At 53.1% G+C, this 22,659-nt stretch carries 16 protein-coding genes and 2 tRNA genes; 7 read left to right on the forward strand and 11 right to left on the reverse strand.

What is annotated here, in order from left to right; all coding sequences use genetic code 11:
* Positions 1 to 130: 130 nt before the first annotated feature.
* The 3 genes from TALK_RS14695 to TALK_RS14705 all read right to left on the reverse strand — a co-directional run bounded on the left by TALK_RS14695 (position 131) and on the right by TALK_RS14705 (position 2,680).
* Complete coding sequence (locus TALK_RS14695) at positions 131 to 973, reverse strand: AsmA family protein (protein WP_085619903.1); 843 nt, start codon at positions 971 to 973, stop codon at positions 131 to 133.
* Between the two features lie 151 nt (positions 974 to 1,124).
* Positions 1,125 to 1,922, reverse strand: a complete 798-nt coding sequence (gene xth / locus TALK_RS14700; protein ID WP_085619904.1) for an exodeoxyribonuclease III — start codon at positions 1,920 to 1,922, stop codon at positions 1,125 to 1,127.
* Between the two features lie 71 nt (positions 1,923 to 1,993).
* Positions 1,994 to 2,680: a fumarylacetoacetate hydrolase family protein gene (locus tag TALK_RS14705; protein WP_085619905.1), complete on the reverse strand. Its 687-nt coding sequence runs from the start codon at positions 2,678 to 2,680 to the stop codon at positions 1,994 to 1,996.
* A gap of 238 nt (positions 2,681 to 2,918) precedes the next feature.
* Here TALK_RS14705 and TALK_RS14710 point away from each other — a divergent pair, with 238 nt between their 5' ends.
* On the forward strand, positions 2,919 to 5,591 hold the full coding sequence (locus TALK_RS14710; protein ID WP_085619906.1) for a cation-translocating P-type ATPase: 2,673 nt from the start codon (positions 2,919 to 2,921) through the stop codon (positions 5,589 to 5,591).
* Positions 5,592 to 5,689: 98 nt separating this feature from the next.
* On the opposite strand, the gene TALK_RS14715 is transcribed toward TALK_RS14710, so the two are convergent.
* On the reverse strand, positions 5,690 to 6,676 hold the full coding sequence (locus tag TALK_RS14715; protein WP_085619907.1) for a 2-hydroxyacid dehydrogenase: 987 nt from the start codon (positions 6,674 to 6,676) through the stop codon (positions 5,690 to 5,692).
* Between the two features lie 201 nt (positions 6,677 to 6,877).
* Between TALK_RS14715 and TALK_RS14720 the strand changes: the two genes are divergently transcribed.
* A complete protein-coding gene (locus tag TALK_RS14720; protein ID WP_085619908.1) occupies positions 6,878 to 7,390 on the forward strand; it encodes an SH3 domain-containing protein in 513 nt (170 codons plus the stop codon).
* Positions 7,391 to 7,494: 104 nt separating this feature from the next.
* On the opposite strand, the gene TALK_RS14725 is transcribed toward TALK_RS14720, so the two are convergent.
* Together TALK_RS14725 and TALK_RS14730 are read right to left on the reverse strand one after the other, a co-directional pair.
* Positions 7,495 to 8,589, reverse strand: a complete 1,095-nt coding sequence (locus TALK_RS14725) for a flagellin N-terminal helical domain-containing protein (protein WP_085619909.1) — start codon at positions 8,587 to 8,589, stop codon at positions 7,495 to 7,497.
* A 206-nt stretch (positions 8,590 to 8,795) separates the two neighbouring features.
* A complete protein-coding gene (locus TALK_RS14730) occupies positions 8,796 to 10,190 on the reverse strand; it encodes a class I SAM-dependent RNA methyltransferase (RefSeq protein ID WP_085619910.1) in 1,395 nt (464 codons plus the stop codon).
* 412 nt (positions 10,191 to 10,602) lie between these two features.
* Here TALK_RS14730 and TALK_RS14735 point away from each other — a divergent pair, with 412 nt between their 5' ends.
* Positions 10,603 to 13,200, forward strand: a complete 2,598-nt coding sequence (locus TALK_RS14735) for a bifunctional diguanylate cyclase/phosphodiesterase (RefSeq protein WP_085619911.1) — start codon at positions 10,603 to 10,605, stop codon at positions 13,198 to 13,200.
* Between the two features lie 108 nt (positions 13,201 to 13,308).
* Here the strand turns inward: TALK_RS14735 and mgtE are convergent, their stop codons facing one another.
* From mgtE to TALK_RS14750, 3 genes are all read right to left on the reverse strand, one after another.
* On the reverse strand, positions 13,309 to 14,715 hold the full coding sequence (gene mgtE / locus TALK_RS14740) for a magnesium transporter (protein ID WP_085619912.1): 1,407 nt from the start codon (positions 14,713 to 14,715) through the stop codon (positions 13,309 to 13,311).
* Positions 14,716 to 14,867: 152 nt separating this feature from the next.
* Positions 14,868 to 17,159: an NADP-dependent malic enzyme gene (locus TALK_RS14745; protein WP_085619913.1), complete on the reverse strand. Its 2,292-nt coding sequence runs from the start codon at positions 17,157 to 17,159 to the stop codon at positions 14,868 to 14,870.
* Positions 17,160 to 17,434: 275 nt separating this feature from the next.
* Positions 17,435 to 17,521 (reverse strand) — tRNA-Leu (locus tag TALK_RS14750).
* A 117-nt stretch (positions 17,522 to 17,638) separates the two neighbouring features.
* On the opposite strand from TALK_RS14750, the gene lipB reads away from it, so the two are divergent.
* The 3 genes from lipB (at position 17,639) to TALK_RS14765 (ending at position 20,089) form a co-directional block, all read left to right on the forward strand.
* Positions 17,639 to 18,331: a lipoyl(octanoyl) transferase LipB gene (lipB, locus tag TALK_RS14755; RefSeq protein WP_085619914.1), complete on the forward strand. Its 693-nt coding sequence runs from the start codon at positions 17,639 to 17,641 to the stop codon at positions 18,329 to 18,331.
* Between the two features lie 28 nt (positions 18,332 to 18,359).
* On the forward strand, positions 18,360 to 19,310 hold the full coding sequence (locus TALK_RS14760; protein WP_245829938.1) for a diguanylate cyclase: 951 nt from the start codon (positions 18,360 to 18,362) through the stop codon (positions 19,308 to 19,310).
* Between the two features lie 239 nt (positions 19,311 to 19,549).
* A complete protein-coding gene (locus tag TALK_RS14765) occupies positions 19,550 to 20,089 on the forward strand; it encodes a hypothetical protein (protein WP_085619916.1) in 540 nt (179 codons plus the stop codon).
* Positions 20,090 to 20,481: 392 nt separating this feature from the next.
* Here TALK_RS14765 and TALK_RS14775 read toward each other — a convergent pair whose 3' ends face one another.
* Entirely contained in the window at positions 20,482 to 20,949 is a 468-nt protein-coding gene (locus TALK_RS14775; protein ID WP_211274829.1) for a DUF4169 family protein, read from the reverse strand.
* Positions 20,950 to 21,038: 89 nt separating this feature from the next.
* Positions 21,039 to 22,157 (reverse strand): hypothetical protein, encoded by a 1,119-nt coding sequence (locus TALK_RS14780; RefSeq protein ID WP_085619918.1) that lies wholly within the window; start codon positions 22,155 to 22,157, stop codon positions 21,039 to 21,041.
* Between the two features lie 335 nt (positions 22,158 to 22,492).
* On the opposite strand from TALK_RS14780, the gene TALK_RS14785 reads away from it, so the two are divergent.
* Positions 22,493 to 22,569 (forward strand) — tRNA-Arg (locus TALK_RS14785).
* The last annotated feature ends 90 nt before the right edge of the window (positions 22,570 to 22,659 follow it).

The raw sequence follows: 22,659 nt of genomic DNA on the forward strand, positions 1-22,659 counted from the left end.
TTGCTACGGCGCGCACACAACAATTCAGGGCACGCCAAAATAAAAAAAAGAGGGAACGGCAACCGTTCCCTCTGCCAACCCTTTGATCGGGTTGAAACTATCAAAAAATATCTTTTCCAGGCCCGAGTCCCTATTTTGTGGGCGTCGCGCCAAACAGACCTTTTACTGCACCTTCAAGTGCGCCTGCACCGTTCTTAACCGCACCACCTGTACCGACCGCAGCACCACCGATAAGGCCGGTGACACCCTTGCTCAGATCACCAACCCCCTGCAACAGACCATCGACATTCAGGCTGGAAACCGATTTGAAAACAGCAGCATTAAGGGCGGTAATAACTTCTTCGGCCACTTTGGCCGGCGTCGCACCACCTTCAGCCTTGCCGATGTCTTTCAGATGGATTTCCGGCAAACTCGAGGACAGCTTTTTACCCTGAAGCATCGCAGCAGAAACACTAACCTGACCATTGCGGACATAAAGATTGTCGATCACAACCTTGGTACCGGAGCCATCATCAGCAGCGGTATCACCACTATCGCCATCTGCCCCACCGGCACCGGTCGGCCCCGACACACGCTGGACAAAACTTTCGACATTGCGCTGGATAGTTGCGATATTTGATGATCCCTGGCCCAATTCATAAGTCACGCTTGGGGCATCAACAATCACCTCGATCACACGGATGGTGTCACTGGTCAGGGTCGATCCATCCAGCCGAACTGAAATATTGCCCAGCGAGAATGCATAATCGGTTGTAAACCCATCCGGGTTCCCCACAACAAGACCACCAATTGACGCGGTATTCTGGGTCGTTTCGATTTTGACATTATCGACCGTGACATCGGCCAACGTCACACGCGTACCTGCTTCTTCGATGGTGGCTTTGATAATGTTGTCAAGATTGACATAGACATACACAAGACCAGCTACGATCAGCAAAACGATTGCTGTCAACGCGATAAGGATCTTTTTCATTGCCCGTATCCTGCTTTATGTTTCACCGGGGTCAAATTACGTAAGCCCATAGACCTTCTCCCCGGCAGGCTGTTCTATCAAGTCATTTTAGATGAAAAAACAGCAGACCGGATAGTGCCAGCCCGCTGTTCGATCTCAAACCATAACGCGATCACATATTAAATTCGACAATCACTGGTGCGTGGTCGGATGGCTTTTCCCAATCCCGTGCAAGGTCATAGACCGATGCACTTCGAACGGTTCCAGCCATATTCGGGGTCGCCCAGACATGGTCCAGACGGCGGCCCTTGTTGCTTTCACGCCAGTCACGTGAACGGTAGCTCCACCAACTGAACAGTTTTTCCGGCTCTTCAACAATTTCACGAACCGAATCCACGAAATCGCCAGATTTGCGGAATGCCTCAAGCATTTCGACCTCGATCGGGGTGTGGCTAATCACTTTCAGAAGTTTTTTATGCGACCAGACGTCATTTTCCGATGGCGCAATATTGAAATCGCCAACCAAAACCGCCTTGCGATCCGGATCGCTGATGCGGCGGTCCGCCCACCACGCCGTCATTTCATCAAGAAAAGACAGCTTATGGGCAAACTTTTCATTGATGGTGACATCGGGTTCATCCCCCCCGGCCGGAATATAGAAATTGTGCAATTCAACGCCATTTTCGAATTTCGTCATGCAATGACGACGATCTTCCTTGCCGCAGAAATGTTTGATATCGGTTTCAATAAACGGCAAACGCGAAACAATGGCGACACCGTTATACCCCTTCATGCCATGGTTATGGCGATGGGTATAACCGGCGGCCTCAAATGCTTCGTGGGGGAAATGCTCGTCCGGGCATTTCAGTTCCTGCAGGCACAGCGCATCTGGCTGTTGTTCTTGAAGAAAGCGCACCACCTGTTCGATGCGCAAACGCACGGAATTGATATTCCAGCTAACGATTTTCAAAACGGGCTCCGTTTCCTGATCGGGTGAATTGGGTCCTGCCCCTTCATTCCCTGCATGTGAATTCTTAGGTATTATTTCAACGTGACCGACAGGTCCGCAACACCGGCAATCGCCACATCCATCCGATCCCCGCGCACAACCTGCCCGACACCTTCGGGGGTTCCGGTAAACAGCAAATCGCCGGGCTTAAGTTCGATCAGGGTCGACAGATGCACCAGTGCATCGACCATAGGCCAGATCATTTTGGCGGTGGTGTCATCCTGCTTGACCGTACCATTAACCGACAGTTTAAGGTTGGTCGCCTGCGGGTTTCCGGCATTGGCCTTGGGACGGATTGCCGAAATCGCGGCACAATCATCAAACGATTTTGCCATATCCCATGGAAGACGACGGTCTTTAAGGCCCGCCTGCACATCACGGCGCGTCATATCAAGACCGCAGGCATAGCCGAAAATGGCTGCCTCGACGGCAGCGCGATCAAGGTTCTTACCCCCGGCACCAAGGGCAACAACAAGTTCACCCTCGTAATGCAAATCGTCAGTGCCCGACGGATAAGCAAGATCACCATTTCCGACCTTTAAACAATCGGTCGGCTTCATGAAGACACAGGGCGGCGTATCAGCCGGATCGGATCCCATTTCGCGGACATGATCGGCATAATTTTTGCCAATGCAAAAGATGCGATTAACCGGGAAAAGCTGATCGGAATTATGAACCGGAACGGCAACCGGCTCGGCTGCCGGAAAAATGAAACGCATGGTGCCCCCTATGGGAAAATTCTAAAGCTGATGTTGGTAATACTGATACCCAAGCTGTTGATAAATTGAAATGGTCTGCGTTCATAATTCGTGCCCATCCCTGTCAGAAGCTGTCAGGAGGTTTCCGGAACACCAATAAGGATATCAATACAGTCGCATGCTTGACCGCCGATGGAATTAGCGACCTAATTGGCTTTTATCATCGTGTCTTATCGTTACAGGTTACAGAGGTTTCCGTATGTCCGCCCACCATATTCAGCCGATCACGGAAATCCTTGAACATCTGGCGGTTGATCCCGACAAGGGGCTTGCCGAAGCAAAGATCACCGAACGCCGCAAGCAATACGGCAAAAATAGTCTCAGAGACCAAAAGCATGTCTCGTTCTGGTCCATTCTGATCCGGCAATTTACCGGATTGATTGTCTATTTACTGGCCGGTGCCGCAGCCCTGTCTTTTTACTTTGGTGACCTGACCGAAGGCGGCGCCATCGTCGTGGTCCTAATCATCAATGCCGCAATCGGCTTTACATCCGAATTTCGCGCGATCCGATCGATGGAGGCCCTTCGAAAGCTTTCAAGCGTTCAGGCCAAAGTCAAACGGGATGGTCAATTCAACATCGTCGCAGCTCAGGATATCGTGCCGGGCGATATTGTACTGTGTGAAGCTGGCGATATTATTCCCGCTGATGTCCGGTTAATCGAATGCACTAATTTGCAAGCTGATGAATCCACTTTGACGGGGGAATCCGTCCCAACGGACAAAACCATCGAAATACCGACCAATGCGGATGAAGATCTGCCACTTGGCGACCGCACGAACATGATGTTCAAAGGAACCGCAATCACCCGCGGGGACGGTTTGGGCATCTGTGTTGCAACCGGTATGACAACCGAGCTTGGCCACATCGCCGCATTAACAGAAATGGCCGATGCCGAGGCATCCCCCCTTGAAAAACGCCTTGATACACTAGCAGGTCAACTTATCTGGGCCACTCTGGCACTGACTATTTTCATTGCGGTTATTGGCATCTATGTCGGCAAGGACATGGTGATGATGCTTAAGACCGGGATCGCACTTGCGATTGCGGCCGTGCCCGAAGGATTGCCGATTGTCGCAACGGTTGCCTTGGCCCGCGGGATGTGGCGCATGGCCCGGCGCAATGCTTTGATCAAGAATTTGTCGGCGGTGGAAACACTTGGTGCAACAACGATCATCATGACCGATAAAACCGGCACACTTACCGAAAACAAGATGACGGCCGTTGCACTCAGAACATCCGAGACCGCCATTGATCTCAGTGCATCGCCACCCGCCGTACCGCTGCTGCCAAACAGCCCGGAAGAACTGGCAATACGGGTCGCCGTCTTGTGCAATGACGCAATATTGCCTGCCCCAAATAGCACGGACAAACGCATTGGCGATCCGATGGAACTGGCACTTCTGCAAGCTGCACGGCATGTCGGTGTTGAACAGACCGACCAACAAAACGCCTATCATGAAGTTCACAAAGAAGCGTTTAGCGCCCAAACCCGCATGATGGCGACATTTCACCGTCAAAAGGATGATCCCGATACCCTGTTTGTCGCGGTTAAAGGCGCACCTGAACCCGTTATCGAAAACAGTACATATTTCCTTGGTCCTGATGGCCCATGCGACATGGACGCAAAAGCCCGGCAGAACTGGGCCGGTTTTAATGATGAAATGACGCAAAAAGGCCTGCGTGTTCTGGCCCTTGCAATGAAAAACACGCGATCACCTGATGATGCCCCCTATCAAGACCTTACGCTGATTGCGTTAATCGCCCTTTTGGACCCACCGCGCAAAGACGTCCCTGCAGCAATGCAAGCCTGTCACACGGCCGGGGTGCGGGTCATCATGGTGACCGGTGACCATATTGGTACCGCCAGAAACATCGCCGAACAGGTTGGGCTTTGCGATACAAACGCAGCTGCACTTGAAGGAAAAATGCTTCAGGCGATCGACCTGACAGATCAGACTGAGCGTGATCGCATTCTTGCAACCCCGGTTTTTGCCCGGGTCAGTCCCGAGGCCAAGCTTGATCTGGTAGCCCTTCATCAGAAAGCCGGTGCGATTGTTGCCATGACCGGCGACGGTGTGAACGATGCCCCCGCCCTGAAAAAAGCCGATATCGGGATTGCCATGGGCAAAAGGGGCACCGATGTTGCCCGCGAGGCCGCAGACATGGTTCTGCGCGACGACGCCTTTCCATCAATCGTCATGGCAATGCATCAGGGCCGGGTAATTTTTGCCAATATACGGACCTTTGTCCTGTATCTAATGTCCTGCAATCTAAGCGAAATACTTGTAATCGGCCTTGCCGTTCTAAGCGGGCTTCCACTACCGCTTTTACCGTTGCAGATTTTATACCTTAACCTTGTGACTGACGTTTTTCCGGCATTTGCACTTGGTATAGGCGAAGGCGACCGGCATGTTATGGAAAGGCCCCCGCGCAACCCCAAATCCCCGGTTCTGACCAAACAAGACTGGGCCCGTATCTTCTTCTATGGCGCATTAATCACGGTCGGAACTCTTGGTGCTTTCAGCATGGCACTTTATGTCTATGATCTTGGTGATCAGGAAGCATTATCAGTATCGTTCCTGACACTTGCGACCGGGCAATTATTGCATGTATTTAACATGCGTGCCGCGTCTTCCGGATGGATTTCAAATGATGTGACACGCAACCGGTTTGTCTGGATTGCCTTGGCGATTTGTGTGGTTCTAATCGGTCTGACAATTTATATCCCGGCGTTTTCCCGATTGCTAATGATTGCACCGCCAAGTGCTACGGGCTGGTTACTGGTGCTGGGCGGCAGTCTGGTGCCACTGGTTCTGGGGCAAGTGGCAAAGATATTTACAAAGCCCGTTGATCAAAGTGTTTCGTCATAAGGCAAACACGCTTTGAAACGCAATGTGCCGGGCAACATAGCGCCCGGCACAAGAATTCCCAAACAGGTATCAAACCCCATAAAGCACCATCAAGGGGCTTAAAGCAGACCTTCGATGACGCGGTCAGGCGGTGTATGACCATCAACAAAGGTTTTGATGTTAATCAGCACCTTTTCGCCCATATCAACACGGCCTTCAAGTGTTGCCGATCCCATATGGGGCAGCAGAACCGCATTTTGCAATTCCAGAAGTTTCGGGTTTACCGCCGGTTCATGTTCGAACACGTCAAGGCCTGCCCCGGCGATCTCGCGGTCGGCTAACATACGTGTCAGTGCCGGTTCATCAACAATTTCGCCGCGTGCGGTATTAACCAGAATGGCATGTGGCTGCATCAGTTTAAGACGACGTGCAGATAACAAATGGTAGGTCGCTGGTGTATGCGGGCAATTGACTGAAATAACATCCACATGGGCCAGCATCTGATCCAGGCTTTCCCAATAGGTGGCATCAAGCTCTTCCTCGCTATCAGGATGGATGCGTCGGCGGTTATGGTAATGCACCGAAAGCCCAAAACCCTTAGCCCGGCGGGCCAAGGCCCGACCGATGCGCCCCATGCCGACAATGCCAAGCCGTTTGCCCCAAATACGATGCCCCAACATGGAAGTCGGTGCCCATCCGCCCCAATCACCACTGCGGATCATGCGCTCGCCCTCGGCCAGACGGCGAGAAACAGCAAGAATTAACGCCATGGTCATATCAGCGGTGTCCTCGGTCAGGACATCAGGGGTGTTGGTCACGGTGATGCCGCGTGATCGTGCGGTTTGCAGATCAACATGATCCACGCCGGTCCCAAAATTGGCAATCAGGCGCAAATTCTCGCCCGCATGGGCCAAAACGGAAGTATCGATCCGGTCCGTCACTGTTGGAACAAGGACATCTGCCTGTTTGACCGCTTCGATCAGCTCGGCCTTGGACATCGGGATATCGTCGATGTTCAGGCGCGCGTCAAACAGTTCCATCATGCGGGTTTCAATCGCTTCCGGCAGCTTGCGGGTCACGATGACGAGCGGTTTTTTCTTGGTCATCTGCCGTTCCTATCGGTCTTTTAACTCTTTTGCTGACAAGATAGGGTGGATGCGCCAAATGCGCTCTTGCCGCAATGCAGTGATGCCACGGCACAGAGTATTAAAGCAAGTATTTTGACGTCATTTTTGTAATTTTATTTCTTGTAGACTGGGGTTCGCCGGGTTCCGGCAGCAAAAGAAAGAACAGGGAAAACCGTCACAATGCCGCGGATCGTCCGTAAATTCCTTCATTCTTTGATCGCCATGCTGATCCTTGGCAGCATTAGCGCACCGATTGTTGCCAATGCCCAGGAATCCGGTTTGCCAATTCCGCGCTTTGTTGCGTTGCGGTCAGACAAGGTGCATCTGCGTTCTGGCCCGGGTCTGCGGTATCCCAAGGTTTGGATCTATCAACGACGCAATATGCCGATGGAAGTCATTTCGGAATTCGAAACCTGGCGCAAGGTTCGCGATTGGGAAGGCAGCGAAGGCTGGGTCCATCAAAGCCTTTTGATCGGTTCACGTCATGTCATTGTAACAGCCGATACCATCACGCTTTATTCTGCCGCCGATGAAAATGCTCGCAAGATCGCCCTTATTTCCAACAGCGTAATCGGCCGGATTGAAAGTTGTCCCCGCGCTGTCGATTGGTGCCAGTTGCAATTCTCTGATTTCGAAGGCTGGGCACCGCGTCAGGGATATTGGGGTGTCTATGACGGGGAATATATCGAATAACCCAAAGAAAATTCTGGCACCGGATCCGTTACCAAATTTGGTATTCTTATCGATCGACCTGCCATAACGGCAACTTTGGCAATGTCGACGATATCGCCCCTAAATCACGCCTCTATCGAAACGCTCCCCCCGCTACCAGATCTGCTGGACGATCCGGCACCAGACGATGATCCACCAATACCGGTACCACCACCATTGTGATTATATCCGCCAAAGCCGGTGGTGGTCGTCGGCGGGGTATAAGCCGAATTTTGATCATTGGCCGTGAAGTATTCCGGTTCGCTTTGACCGAACGGGTCATTATTGCTCGGGTAATCATTTGGATCATAGGCAAACGGATCGTCACGTTCGGTGACCGGATCGGATTGCTGTTCAGGTCGTGGTTCTGGCAAGCTGATACCGCCCACCGTTATCGTCTGATCCTGCAGACGGGCTGAAACCTCGCCTAGATACCCTTGGAGTGCTTCGGTGATTTGACTGCGCAACTGATCATTGCCATCAGGCTCACTGGCAGCAAGTTGTGCCTGTAAGATATTATCACTGGCTATTTGCGCAACACGGCTGCGATCCGTCGCCCCGGCAATACTTTCCCGATCTGCACGCAGCGATGTTTCACGACTTGATAACGCCCCGCGTGCCGCATCGACAAGATCGCGTGCATTTGTGACAGCCGTATCATCGGACACATCAATCGCCGATAACCCGGTCGCCAAATCATCTGCACCCGATGCATAAAGTTCGACGTTCAACCGGTCACTTGATGTTGTGCGCGTGCCGGTCTGCAAGACAATGGTCTGATCGCTATCAAGCAGATTGCGGCCGTCATAATTGCTATTGGCAGCAATATCGTCGATCTGTTCCAGATAATCCTGAATTTGCGATGAGATAAAGCCGCGCTCGGTCCGCGACAGAGACGGGTTTTCCTCGACACTGGTGACCAGCACATCGATTTCATCAAGTACCGATCCAATCTTTGAAAGATCGTCGACTGCCGTTTTCAAAAGATCGTCTGCACCACCAAGCGACCCACGCAGATTTTGCGAGGCGGAGTTGCTGCTACGCAATGCATCATTGCTGCGTGAAAATGTCGTGGAATTGTTGTTCTGGATGCTGTCGACAGACGCAAGCAAACGGGTCTGCGGCGCAATTGCGCGCGCAGTGTTGGTATAGACCGGAAATGGGCTGCCAACTGCCTGCAATGTCGTTTCCGCACAAACAAGCCGGTAATGCAGCTACTTGCCACGCACCGGTCCAGATCGGTATTGATCCGGAGCCGGGCAAACCATCCTGGACGTCCGGCGGAAAAACCAGACATAAGTATAGCGCATTCTGGATTAAATATTAAGCCAAAACAAACAACTGAAGCGTTTCATCACTCCATTGCATTTCAGGATACTGATTTCAGTCAGACCGCAGGACTTCTGCGCCGCAGCACTGCAAACATTTCCAGATGCGTTGACCACAGGAACTGATCAACCGGCATAACTTCCTGCACTTCGTAACCGCCATTACGCAACATCCGTATATCGCGAGCAAAGGTTGCCGGGTTACAGGATACTGCAAGAACCCATTCAGGCCCATCCACCGCAAGGTTTTCACATTGCGCCAGCGCACCGGCACGCGGCGGATCAAAAAGGACAAGGTCAAGCCCCGAAAGTTCGGATCGATCAAGAGGACGCCGGAACAGATCGCGGTCTACAACCTTGATCGGGCTGGCTGATTGACCAACCGCGTATTGCAAACTGCGAACTGCCCGTGGATCACTTTCAACCGCCAGCACATTGCGCCGATCCCCGCCAAGGGCCAAGGCAAAGGTAAAGCTTCCTATCCCGCAAAACAGGTCTGCAACATGACGGGCTGGAATCTGTTGCAAGGCCGTTTTGATCGCATTGGCCAGAGTTACCTCGCCCGTATGCGTCGCCTGAAGGAACCCCCCCGGCGGCACAGGAACGACAACGCCTTCGAAGGTTACAGTCGGGGTCCGCCGAGCGGCAACCGGTTCATCAATCGCATCGCCAACCTTCCAGCTTAGCCGCGCCAGATCCTGATCTTGGGCAAGCTCGGCCAGATCCTGGCGCATATCAAGCCCCGGTTCTGCACTGGCGTGGATCACCACATCAAGGCCGTTATCAACAAGGGTAACGAAAAGCTCGTTCACGACCTTTGCCGCAGCCAGATCACAGGCACGTAGAAAAGTCGCAAACGCATCGCGAAATGCCATCAGACCTGGATGGAGAACGGCACAATCGGTAATATCAATCACCGTGTGACTGAAACGACCATGAAAACCGACATGCACCCCCGATCCACTGACGTGCACCGCAAACCCGGCTCGGCGGCGCGTGGCCGGTGGCGATATTTCGACCGCCCCGACAAGATTTTCCGCATCATCAGGCTCAATCCCGGCACGTTGCAGGGCGATGACCGCCTTTTGACGTTTCCAGTCACGATATGCCGCGTCATCAAGATGCTGAAGCGCACAGCCACCGCAGCTTTGAAAATGGCTACATCGCGGTTCACTTGCCGGTGCGCTTCGGGTGATAAGCTCGATCAGTTCTGCGCCATATCCGTCGCCGCGCTTCTGGCGCAATGCGACGCGCACTTCGTCACCGGGCAACACACAATCGACATAGGCAATAATATTGGCACCATTTGGTACGGTTACGCTGGCAATCCCATCACCGCGTGCGCCGATTTCGCGAATTGTTGCCGTTGTTTCAAAACCGATCAACGGATCACGACGAGGCGCGGCCTTGCGGCGCCCACCGCGGGCACGGGAATTACGGGGATGTTGTTTCATAAACTCTCTCTTTGGTCGGGCATTTCGGGCGCGCATTGCGGGATGCCGCACCGGGCATCGACATACACCAAATAGACGCTCAGGAACAGACCCGCACGAAGGTACAGATGACAGATCGCTTGAAATCAGCACCTTTGGGCAGAAACTATTCTTCTGAGCAGGTCCTATTTGAAATTTATTCATATTTGGCTGCACGCAAGCCCTTAAAATTGTGCAAGAATACCCACATAAACAACCTAGCGGATTAATTTTGGAATCATGATCCACAGGCGTGCTATTTTTTATCTTTGCAGAAAAGTCGTCTGGTCAAAGTGATGGGTGCTATAGATACTGCTTGGTGCAAGCCTTGCTAACGATCTGAAATGAAAAACAAAATACACGGTGCAACGTTGACGTCGTGCTTGGGGAATATATGGCAGAAGACATCCAGCAATCAGAAGACTCCGCTGTCCGGCGGAAAACCGGCATTCGCAAACAGGCGCTGCTTGCCGGTTTTGCGATAGGCATTGTTCTGGCGCTGGCGACCTTCCTGCTCTGGAGCAACGCGCGGCAGAACCGCGACACCATGTTACTGTCCTCGGCCCGGATCATGTCGACAGGCATCGCACGTCAGATCAAACAGCTTGTCGATAGTAACCTGCATGTCATCGAGAATTTTGCTGATAACTGGCAAAATGGCCCCCCGGTCGAAGAACGCGATTATCTAAGCCTTGCGACCCCATTACAGGCCCGTTTCCCGGCTCTTCAGGCAATCAACTGGGTCACGCCCAACTATATTATCCTGTATGTTGCCCCGATCAAAGGCAATGTCCCGGCAATGGGGGCCGATCTTAAACGCCACCCGATTGCCGGTCCCGTTCTTGATATCGCCCTTGATCAGCGCCGCACCCAGATAACCCCGACCCTTGAATTGCTTCAAGGCGGTCGAGGCTTTGCCGTCTATACCCCGGTGCTTGACCATGAAGGTCAGATTGTCGGCATCATCAATGGCGTGGTTCGAATCCGAACTATGCTGACCTCGGTCATCGATGACGATGGAATCGTCGGATATTCCGTTCGCGTCCGCGAAGGCGATACCGTTCTGTTTGACCTTCAGGGCGAAGGCGACACACTAAATCTGCAACAAACAGCCAATATCGATATCGCCGGTCGCCAATGGCAGATTGATGTGATCGCAGATCCGACCCTGGCCAATCAGGCGATGTTCAGCCCGGAACTGGTTCTGTTCATCGGGGCTGCCATCACCATCATCATGACATTGATCGTGTTTGTTTTGACCAACCGGCAGCCGCGCATGTCAAACCGCATCATTCATCACATGCGCACGCCTGATGATATCAACGACCTGTCGCTGGCGATTACACGTCTGGATGGTCACCTGAAATCAATGACGCCGGAAACTGCGGATTTCTTTGATTTGCGCGAAGAGGATTACGGCTTTATCCGGTTCTATAATCTTGCACCCGAATTCCAGTCAGATGGCACGGCATCACGCCGTGCACAGGAAAAAATGTTGCTCGCGATCAATCGCGGTGATGAAGAGTTTCGCCGCGAATGGGTCGTGCGCAGCGCCGAGGGTGTACATGTCGTCTGCGATCTGTCGATGAAGCCATCCATCGACCACGAAGACAGCGTCGATATCACGCTACATCACAACCCGGCGGCCAATGCTTCGGTCAACCGTCTGCGTTACCTTGCCACCCACGATCCGATGACGGGTCTGCCCAACCGCGCTCTTTTTGACGACCGTCTAAATCAGGCCGTTGCCCACGCCAAGCGCTATGAAAAGCTTTTATCCGTTCTGGTCGTCGACATTGATAATTTCCGGGCCATCAATGACCGGTTCGGATCAGAAATCGGCGATGAAACACTGCGCACGGTTTCAGGTCGCCTGCGGGCGACGGTGCGGGAAAAAGACACCTGCGCACGTTTTTCGGGCGATATGTTTGCCGTCATCGCAACCGATTTATCCGAGGCTGAAGGTGCTGCACTCGTTGCGGAACGCATCGTCGAAGCCATGTCCCAACCGATCCAAAGCGGTGGCAGTGAAGAAATCCGTCTGCATGTCAGTGTCGGTGTTGCCCTTTATCCCAACGATGCCCGTGCACCGTCACAATTGCTGGCCAATGCCGATGCCGCGATGTATCGCGCCCAGAAATCAGCAGAATCGTCTTATTGCTTCTTTGTCGAGACGATGAACAGCGTGATGCATGCGCGTCTGTCGATGGAAACCCAACTGCGCAGGGCCGTAGACGAAAAACGCTTTATTCTGGAATTCCAGCCGCGCTTTCGCACATCAGATCGTGTGCTTACCGGGTTCGAGGCCCTTTTGCGCTGGATCGATGAAAGCGGCAAACGGCGCCTGCCGCCCGACTTCATCGCAGTTGCCGACCGTACCGGATTGTTATCGCCACTTGGGCGATGGATCATTGAAACCGTCTGTGCCCAAATCGCCGCCTGGCGTGACGACGGCTATACCCCGGTTCCAGTGGCATTAAACGTTTCAAGCCGCCAGTTCATTCAGGCCGATCTGATCAAGAACATTGTCGAACTGACCAATGCGCATGAAATCGATCCGGCCATGATTGAAGTCGAAGTGTCCGAGGAAATTGCCATGCGCGATCCCGAACGCGCCCTTGGTCAATTTTACCGCTTTGCCGAGGCAGGCATTGGTTTGACCCTGGATCACTTTGCCGCTGCCAATACGTCGCTGCGTTACCTTAAACGGTTCCCGGTTCAGCGCATCAAGCTGTCAAAAGCCTTGTTTAGCATCGCACTTGATGAACAGCCCGAAAACAGCATCCTTCAACCGGCAATTCGCCTGTGCAAAAGCCTGAACCGCAAGGTTGTCGCCGTCGGAGTCGAGACCGAGGATCAACTTGCGGTCCTGCAAGCTGCCGATTGTGACGAATTGCAGGGCTTCCTGCTTTTGCCGCCGGTTGATGCCTCGGAAACGGCCGCGTTGCTCAACCGCCGAACCCCGGCTGAAAAGCCAATCGTTCACAACTGAGCCCTCAGGAATTTCAGGCTAACGGGTTCCAGGTTCAGAACGAAACATCAAACAAAAAAGCAGGGCACGAACGCCCTGCTTTTTTACATATTACCTGCTTATCTGCGATTACAGCAGAATTACTGCCGCCAATCCCAGAAAGGCAAAGAACCCAACCACATCGGTGATCGTTGTCAAAAATACAGCCGACGATACTGCGGGATCAATTCCGGCCCGTTCCAATCCCAACGGGATCAACGCCCCAAAAAAACCGGCAAACAACAGATTGATCACCATCGCAATACCAATAACACTGCCCAGCAGCACGTCGCCGAACCAGAACCATGTAACCCCGCCTGCCAGAACAGCAAAGGCAACGCCGTTAAGACCACATACCGCCACTTCCTTGCGGACAACACGCCAGGCATTTGTACTGGTCAATTCACGGGTCGCAATCGCACGTACAGCAACCGTCAGGGTCTGGGTGCCCGCATTTCCGCCCATCGAGGCGACAATCGGCATCAGCACAGCCAAGGCAACAAGTTGCTGAATGGTCCCTTCAAAAGCGCCAATTACCATCGATGCCGCAATCGCAGTGCCAAGATTGACCAGCAACCAGGTAAAGCGTGATCGCGTGGTATCAAAAATGGCACTTGAAAGGTCATCTTCCTCGCCGACACCAGCAAGGCGCATCATATCTTCTTCGTATTCTTCATCGATAACATCGACGACGTCATCGACCGTGATGACACCGACCAACCGACCGCTGTCGTCAACCACAGGTGCCGAAATAAGGTCGCGCTGACGGAACAGATGGGCGACATTTTCCTGTTCTTCCGTCACAGCAACGGTGCGCATATTTTCCGCATCCATCACATCACGGATCAGAACCGGACGGTTGGTACGGATTGCACGTGACAGCGGCACAATGCCGACCGGGCTATAGCGCGGATCAACAACGATGATATCGTAAAAATCATCCGGAAGGTTTTTTGCTGAACGCAGGAAATCGATCGTCTGACCAACAGACCAGTAATCCGGGATCGCCACCAGCTCGCGCTGCATAATACGACCGGCGGTATATTCCGGATAGGACAGAGCTTCTTCAACGCGCGCACGTTCAATATCGGAAAGCCCGCCCAGAATTTCCTTCTGGTCTTCTGCTTCCAGATATTCGACGACCTCGACCACGTCATCCGAATCGAGTTCGGAAATCGCTTCGGCCACGGCTTCGGTACCGAGCAGCGAAATGACTTCTTCACGCAGGTCGTCATCAAGTTCGGTCAGAAGTTCCGGATCAAAATCCGGACGGATCAGTTCAACAAGTTTCGCGCGCTGATTGCTGCTTGCCCACCCCAAAAGGTCGGCAATATCGGCAAAGTGCAGCTCGGAAATCAGTTCGTCGGCACGCGCGAAATCATCATCGCCAAGTGCATCAATAATCTCGCGGGCATATTCAGGAGTAAGATCGACATATTCATCGCCAGACGAAGCGTTTTCTGCCGGGCGTTCCAGTTCTTCGACCTGGTCTGTCATTTGCCCCTCCCTGATTTATGTGCTGCGTTACAACCGTACCTGAATTTGACTTAAAAATGCCGTGCCGGACCTGACGCCCGACACGGCTGTTTCTGCGCTATCATCCTTGCCCGGTCAAGGGCCAGGACCACAACACCGACCGCAATCTGCGGTTATTTGTTGTCTTGACTGCGATTAATTGCATCGACCACGGCAACGGCGCTCATATTGACAATACCGCGCACCGTAATCGACGGGCTGACCACATGGGCCGGTTTTGCCGCCCCGACCAAGATCGGACCGACCGGCAAACCATCCCCAAGCATCTTGACCATATTGTATGAGATGTTCGCCGCATCAAGGGTTGGCATCACTAATAGATTGGCCGAACCTTTCAGCATCGAATTTGGGAAAATACGTGCCCGGATTTCTTCGGAAATCGCGGCATCCGCATGCATCTCACCCTCAATCTCAAGATCGGGGGCCAATGTTCGGATCAATTGCAACGCATCACGCATCTTGCAGGCTGATTTGTTTTCATGGCTGCCGAAGTTCGAATGCGAAATCAGGGCGGCTTTTGGCGTGATACCAAAACGTTTGACCACATCAGCGGCCATAATGGCCGTTTCCGCGACATGTTCCGGGGTCGGATCGACCGAAACATAGGTATCGGTCAGGAAGAACGTCCCCTGTTTCATGATCATCATGTTGACGGTCGAGAAATCAGTCACCCCTTTCTGCACGCCAACAAGATTACGCACATAGCGCAGATGACGCAGGAAACCGCCCTGACAACCGCATAGCATTGCATCCACTTCCCCACGACGCAGCATAAGGGCTGCGATCACGGTCGGACGGGTCCGTACGATTGAACGGGCATATTCCGGGTTAATCCCGCGACGCCCCATGATGTTGTGGAAATCCTGCCAGTCCTGTTCGAAATGCGGATTGTCCTCTGGATCATGGATTTCAACCTGTTCGTCCGGAATCAGACGCAAGCCAATCTCGGCAATCCGTTCAAGGATTACATCGCGACGCCCGATCAGAACCGGATGACAAACACCGTCATCAACCAGAACCTGACAGGCCTGAAGAACACGGCGCGATTCACCCTCGGGATAGACAACGCGCTTTTTGTGGGCACGCGCCATATCAAAGACCGGCTTCATCACCAGCCCCGACCGGAAGACGAAACCTTCAAGTTGCTGGCGATAGGCATCGAAATCAGTGATCGGACGTTTGGCAACACCGCTATCCATGGCTGCCTTTGCCACACGTGGCGGGATTTCAAGCATCAGGCGCGGATCAAACGGTTTCGGAATTAAGTATTCCGGTCCGAAACGAAGCTCCTGCCCGCCATAAGCGGCCGCCACGATGTCGGAAACCTCGGCAGTTGCCAAATCGGCAATCGCCTCGACCGCGGCAATTTTCATTTCTTCGTTGATCTCGGTCGCGGCAACATCAAGCGCCCCACGGAACAGGAACGGGAAACACAGGACATTGTTGACCTGGTTCGGATAATCCGTACGCCCAGTCGCCATGACGGCATCCGGGCGGATTTTCTTCACCAGTTCCGGGGAAACTTCCGGGGTTGGGTTAGCCAGCGCCATAATGATCGGACGTTCGCCCATCTTGCGCAACTCTTCCTCGCCCATGATATTTGGTGCGGAAAGCCCCAGGAACACATCAGCCCCTTCGATCACATCACTTAAGGTCCGGGCATTCGTATCGATGGCATATTCCGCTTTCCACGGGTCCATCTCTTCCTTGCGGCCCTTATAAGCCACACCGAAACGGTCCGTGACCGTGATGTTTTCGCGCGGCAGCCCCATCGACACCAAAAGGTTCAGACAGGCAAGTGCCGCCGCACCGGCACCAGACGTCACCAAGCGAACCTTGGTGATGTCCTTGCCAACAACGCGAAGAGCATTTCGAACGGCCGCGGCCACACAAATTGCGGTTCCGTGCTGATCATCATGGAAAATCGGAATGCTACAGCGTTCGCGCAGCGCTTTCTCGATGATGAAGCATTCTGGCGCCTTAATGTCTTCTAGGTTAATACCCCCAAAAGTCGGCTCAAGCGCCGCAACGAGATCGATAAATTTCTGCGGATCCGTTTGATCAACCTCAAGATCGAAGACATCGATATTGGCGAATTTCTTAAACAGAACCGCCTTGCCTTCCATCACCGGCTTGGAAGCCAGCGGGCCAATTGCACCAAGGCCCAGAACGGCTGTACCATTGGTAATCACACCAACCAAATTGCCGCGCGCAGTATATTCGGCTACGGTTTCGGGGTCTTTGACGATTTCTTCACAGGCGAATGCAACGCCCGGCGAATATGCCAGCGCAAGATCACGCTGGTTCGCAAGTGTTGTGGTCGCCGTAACCGACAGCTTTCCCGGGGTGGGATACCGGTGATAGTCCAAAGCTGCTTCGCGCAGCTTGTCATTTCCGTTTTCCATTATAATACCTTTTAATTTCAGGTATTTGAACAAATTTAACCGATTTACGGTTAAGTCCTGAATGTTTTGTCTTTAAGTGGGGCACACAACGTAGAGCACTTTTAGGTTGGTTTGAAGCATTCTGTTCAAATCATTGCTACGGCACAGCATTGCATAAATTTCAAGGCCGCACCGCAACTTTCCACGTTTCATATGGGGATGATCACAAACGAAAAAACCCGCCATCACTGGCGGGTTCTTTTTCGTGACCTTTCCCGAAGGATCAGTCCAGATAATGGTGCGGTCGAGAAGACTCGAACTTCCACGGGGGTTAGCCCACAGCGACCTCAACGCTGCGCGTCTACCAATTCCGCCACGACCGCATATGTCTTGTCGACAAGCCCTTGAGGTAATTTTGTGGGCTTGCTTTGGTGCGGAAAGGGAGATAGCAAAAAGGTTCACCCTGATCAAGGGCTCATTTCACTTATTTGACAGGAAAAATGCAAACCAACGCCCCATCCGCGCAAATCCCCGAATGGCGCACCGCCCCCGGGTTGGTCCCTTATCCCGAAGCACTGGCTGAAATGGAAGCCCGCGCCGAGGCCATACATGATGGCAAAGCCACGGAACTCGTATGGTTTTTGGAACATCCACCGCTTTATACCGCGGGCACCAGCGCCCATATCGAGGATCTCGTCGATCCCGATCGCTTTCCTGTCTATGACGCGGGACGTGGTGGACAATATACCTATCACGGCCCCGGCCAGCGCACAGTTTACCTGATGATGGACCTTAAAAAGCGTGGTCGCGATGTTCGCGCCTATGTTCACAGCCTTGAAGAATGGGTGATTCGCACCTTGGCCGTGCTTGGCATTGCCGGTGAACGCCGCGACGGTCGCGTTGGCATCTGGGTCGTCCGCGATGGTGGACGCGAAGAAAAAATCGCTGCCATCGGCGTCCGCATCCGGCGCTGGGTGACATTTCATGGTATCGCAATCAACGTTAATCCGGACTTAGGCCATTTTGGCGGCATCATCCCCTGTGGCATTTCCGATCACGGGGTGACAAGCCTCGCCGATCTTGGCGTCGATATTTCTATGGTGGAACTCGATAGGCTGCTAAAACAGACCTTTGTCGATGTATTTCCCGGATTCGTTAATGACCGAGAGCCCGAAAAAAGTTGCCACGAATAGCAAATCACCCACCGGAAAAATCCGGAAAATGGGTGAAAGCATCGCCGAGGTTGGTATGGCCGATGCGGAACGCGATATTCTGGCCGAACTCGACAAGGCATTAAGCGAGCATATTTCCCTTATGCTCGGTTGGTGCCGCCATTTGGTCCTGCCCGCAGGAAAACCCGAAACAAGCGTCCATGATCATACCGAAGACCACGATTGCGACTTTGGGGCGTGGTATGCGCTTAATCGCCATAACAGGCTGATCGACCAACCTGCTGTTCATGCACTGGCGGCAACCCATGAACAGCTTCATGCATCAGCCAAGCGGCTTCTGGACGGCTATGACATTGATGGTGATGTCGACGAGGCCGAGTTTGAAATGATGTCGTTGCGCGCTGAATCGTTCTTTGCGCAATTGCGTCGCCTTGAACGTGCCTTTCGCACCGCCCGGTCTGATGTTGATCCGCTTACCGGCACCTATAACCGGCAAACCATGCTGGGCGATCTTAGTAACGAACGCGAACGCTCTGTGCGCACAGATACACCAACCGCCATTGCACTGGTCGATCTGGATCACTTTAAGCTGGTTAATGATACTTATGGCCATCAATCGGGCGATCTTGTGCTGCAATCGGTCGCGGGCATCCTGCAATCGCATGTCCGGCCTTTTGACAAGGTTTATCGTTATGGTGGCGAAGAATTCCTGATCTGCCTGCCCAATGCCGATATGAAACAATGCGCCCGCGTTCTTGAACGCCTGCGCCGCGTGATCGAAGCATCCCCGGTCACACTGACCGATGGCTCCATCCTGCCCGTCACGGCATCTATTGGGGCCGCCCCGATGACCAAAACCCGAACCATAGAACAGATCATCGAAAAAGCGGACCAGGCGCTTTATGCGGCCAAAGAAGGCGGACGCAACAAAATCCGCGTCTGGCGCAATCCGGATAGCAACAAAGCAGTCAAAAGCGATAACGACACGCCAAAGGCCTGAATTGAATTGGGATCCTCGTTATTGCACCAAATCCACTCGTAGGTTGCTGCGCATTGCAAGCCTTTCCCGCCTGAGAACACAAAAAATTTTCCGTACTGCAATCTTGTCTTCACAAGTTGGAAACATATCTACAAACTATAATAATAAAAGGCAGCAAGGTCCGGAGACGGTCCTGAAAAGAGAGAGAAAAAGCGCTGCCCCTGGGAGGGAATTCGGTTCGGACAGAACGGAGGACCCTGATGTCCACTGCAACGGATTTCGTGCCTGGCGATCCCGCCTTGATGCTAACGGTGCTACGCGGCGCCGAAGGCAATCTTGACCATGACGTCTTGCTTGAACGCATTTTATCCCTGTTTTGCACTGATGATGTCGGCAATCAGATCATTGTCGAAGACACGCCGGATCTGCGGCGACGAATCAACAGTGCAGTTTCCCATTTGGAAATTGCCGGTCTGGTGCACAAAACCGCCGATGCCCCCCTGACGATCACATCCCTTGGCCGAGCCATGATGATGGCCTATCCACTGGGGATTGATGACGGGGTATTGTGCTCGTTACCAGCATTTCGCAATCAAATTTATGATGCCAATGCCCCGGTGGTGCATGAACGCCATCTTCCCAACCCGGCCTATGGCTCTGGCTTTTCGGCAGGGCTTGGTGCCCATCGGCTAACCGAAAACCCCTATCCATCCGATAGCCGCGACCATGAAGACTGGCTGATGGGGTGGGACGAGGCGCTTGATCAAAGCAAGCGCGAAGCGGAAACGCTTCTGTCCTAAAAGACCTTGGGGATATCATTCCAACCGTTCAGAACGGTTCGGTATGAATGATTTGCGACCGGCACCATTTGGGGGAACCAGGGCGGTGCCGGGAATTGACCAAACCGGCAACAATGCTGGTCGGCCCGGTTGCCCGCTGATGGCCAAAGACTTGCCCGCCTGTTGTGTTTGGGTACGACCCCGTATCACTTTCACACCAAATGCCGGGCAACGCCCCCTTATCATCCGATTCCCAAAGATAGCCAATATTCCTGCGAACGGCACCCTGTCGCTTAGTCGCACAAGCACGCGTGCTATCAAATTCACATTCGGTGCATCTGCTGTTCCGAATCAAAGCGGTGGCCAAGACGCTTTATTTCAAACAGAACTCAATGAATTAATAGGTCCTGCCCTTAGTCGTTATCAGGTTCTGAATTCGGATTTGCCGCCCGGAAAAAAGACACCACATTACTGGCGTCCGGCTTGACCGCCTTTGATGTCACAGGTTTTGCATCCTTAACTTGATCTACTTCAGGCTTTGGAACTGTGGGGTTTTCCGTCTCGGAACTGTCGGCATTGGGATGTTCGACCTCGGAAGATTTTGATCCAACGGTTTCCGCATCCGGGGCTTCAACATCCACATCCTCCCGAAAATGGCCTTCATGTTCCTTGTCGGCCTTGTGGTCCTCTGCATCCTTTTTGGTGCGTTCACCGCGCGTGCGCCCATGCAGGGACCGATTGGCATCGGCCTGCCTTTCCTTGGCATCGCGTTTTTTCTTTTTGCGTGCCTGACGCAAATTGACGAGATCGCCCACCCGGGCTTCCCCCTGTGATGACGCCCCGAAAAACCGGGCCGTGGAATCGGGTGATGGATTAAGCATAAACACCATCGCCCAAACGATAAACGGGTGCCCTGATCAATCAGGGCACCCGTTCACAACCGTTGATAAAACCGTATGCCGATCACGCCCTAGCGGACGAAGACATGTACCTCGTTGGCCGATACCGAGGCACTGGTCGCATCAGAAACGCGCACCCGTGTGCTTGGCATGCCCATGTCGGTCAGGGAACGTAGAACCGACTGCGCATTACGTTTGGATTTATTGCTGTTCAGCGCAACCTGCGCCGGGGTACCGCGATTGGGCGTCACCGCAACAACGTCAAAGCTGGCCTGCGGGCGACGCTCAAGAACGCGGTTAACCGCGTTATAAAGCGCCTGCTCGTATTTCACGCTAGGACTGTCGAAACGAATCACCACCAACGGGCGATCATTACTCGATGACATGCTGCTTGCCGGAGCAGGGGCAGCCTGCGACTGGAAGACACGCTTGGACAGAGCATCGCCAAAGATCTCGCCATTTTTAACCGCCAGTGCCAGCGCATTGAGGTTTGCACGCTCGTTGCTAACATAGGAAGTCTGACGGGCAAGACCTTCGCTGATTTCATTCAGAAGACGATCAATCAACACCGTCGTGCGATTGGTTTCATCTTCGAGAAGGGCAAGCTGACGATGGTCTTCATCAACTGCGCCGGAAACCTGATAGGCTGAACGAACCGATTCTAACAGGAAAGTCGACAGGGTCGAATCCGCGGCCACATTGTTGGCCAGTGAATTCATCGCCGCAATGTCGTCATTCACACGATCAAGTTCCTGTTGCGCGGTATTCCACTGTTGCACCAGTACCGGGTTGCCCGGAGTGGTGCCAACCTGAAGGCGCGCACTGATTGCTGCCACGGTCCCGTGATATGCCTGCGAGTTCCGCACGGTCTGTGCACGCAACTGCTGCAACTCGTTGTTATGCTCGTTCAATGCCACTTTCAGACGATTGAGTTCCGCCTGCATGTTTTCGACCCTGGAACCAACAAAGGTCCCGGTCTGTGACATGCCAGTCAGCGGCTGGGTGCTGCGTGCGACATCTGATGATGTCGTTGCATCGGCACCACTTGTATCAGCCATCATCGCCGAACTTTCGGTGGCGTCGTTACCTTCGCCAGCCAATGTCGGCCACAGGGCCTCTGAAGAAAAAGAACATCCCCCCAGCAAAAGGGCGGCGCCAATTACGGCGAGATAGGTTTTACGAACGGCCATTTCGATCTAATACCTAAGTAGGAATAAGCGAATCTCCCTGAGCTTGCTTTTTTATGAATTGAAACAAGCCCCTGCTCCCCCGGGATTGAATGCATCTTAGTCCACGACCAATTGTGGAACAAGACGCTTTTGCCCCTTTTTTAGCCATAGTTCACCATAACTGCGTCAAACGCAACAAACCGGGGCAGAACAACGCCCTAGCAGCGTGAAAAAACCTGCTTCTGGAAAAAATACGTTTTTTTGAAATTTACCGCTTGCAATGCCCCGCTCGTTTGCATAAGTTCCGCTCCGCCGACGGGGAGCACTCAACGCAAACCGCCGGAAACCAAGGCAAAGCGCCCGTAGCTCAGCTGGATAGAGTATCTGACTACGAATCAGAGGGCCGGAGGTTCGAATCCTTCCGGGCGCACCATTGAAAGGTCCGACGTTATCGCGTCGGGCCTTTGCCTTTTCCGGACCTTTTTTATAAACGGCACCATCACCACAATAACACTGTGACACC

Source organism: Thalassospira alkalitolerans (genome assembly GCF_002115745.1).
Classification (GTDB): domain Bacteria; phylum Pseudomonadota; class Alphaproteobacteria; order Rhodospirillales; family Thalassospiraceae; genus Thalassospira; species Thalassospira alkalitolerans.

Coding starts and splice junctions, on each gene's coding strand:
- TALK_RS14695 (WP_085619903.1), bottom strand. CDS start 973: ATGAAAAAGATCCTTATCGCGTTGACAGCAATCGTTTTGCTGATCGTA.
- TALK_RS14705 (WP_085619905.1), bottom strand. CDS start 2,680: ATGCGTTTCATTTTTCCGGCAGCCGAGCCGGTTGCCGTTCCGGTTCAT.
- TALK_RS14710 (WP_085619906.1), top strand. CDS start 2,919: ATGTCCGCCCACCATATTCAGCCGATCACGGAAATCCTTGAACATCTG.
- TALK_RS14715 (WP_085619907.1), bottom strand. CDS start 6,676: ATGACCAAGAAAAAACCGCTCGTCATCGTGACCCGCAAGCTGCCGGAA.
- TALK_RS14720 (WP_085619908.1), top strand. CDS start 6,878: ATGCCGCGGATCGTCCGTAAATTCCTTCATTCTTTGATCGCCATGCTG.
- TALK_RS14730 (WP_085619910.1), bottom strand. CDS start 10,190: ATGAAACAACATCCCCGTAATTCCCGTGCCCGCGGTGGGCGCCGCAAG.
- TALK_RS14735 (WP_085619911.1), top strand. CDS start 10,603: ATGGCAGAAGACATCCAGCAATCAGAAGACTCCGCTGTCCGGCGGAAA.
- mgtE (WP_085619912.1), bottom strand. CDS start 14,715: ATGACAGACCAGGTCGAAGAACTGGAACGCCCGGCAGAAAACGCTTCG.
- TALK_RS14745 (WP_085619913.1), bottom strand. CDS start 17,159: ATGGAAAACGGAAATGACAAGCTGCGCGAAGCAGCTTTGGACTATCAC.
- lipB (WP_085619914.1), top strand. CDS start 17,639: ATGCAAACCAACGCCCCATCCGCGCAAATCCCCGAATGGCGCACCGCC.
- TALK_RS14760 (WP_245829938.1), top strand. CDS start 18,360: ATGGGTGAAAGCATCGCCGAGGTTGGTATGGCCGATGCGGAACGCGAT.
- TALK_RS14765 (WP_085619916.1), top strand. CDS start 19,550: ATGTCCACTGCAACGGATTTCGTGCCTGGCGATCCCGCCTTGATGCTA.
- TALK_RS14775 (WP_211274829.1), bottom strand. CDS start 20,949: ATGCTTAATCCATCACCCGATTCCACGGCCCGGTTTTTCGGGGCGTCA.
- TALK_RS14780 (WP_085619918.1), bottom strand. CDS start 22,157: ATGGCCGTTCGTAAAACCTATCTCGCCGTAATTGGCGCCGCCCTTTTG.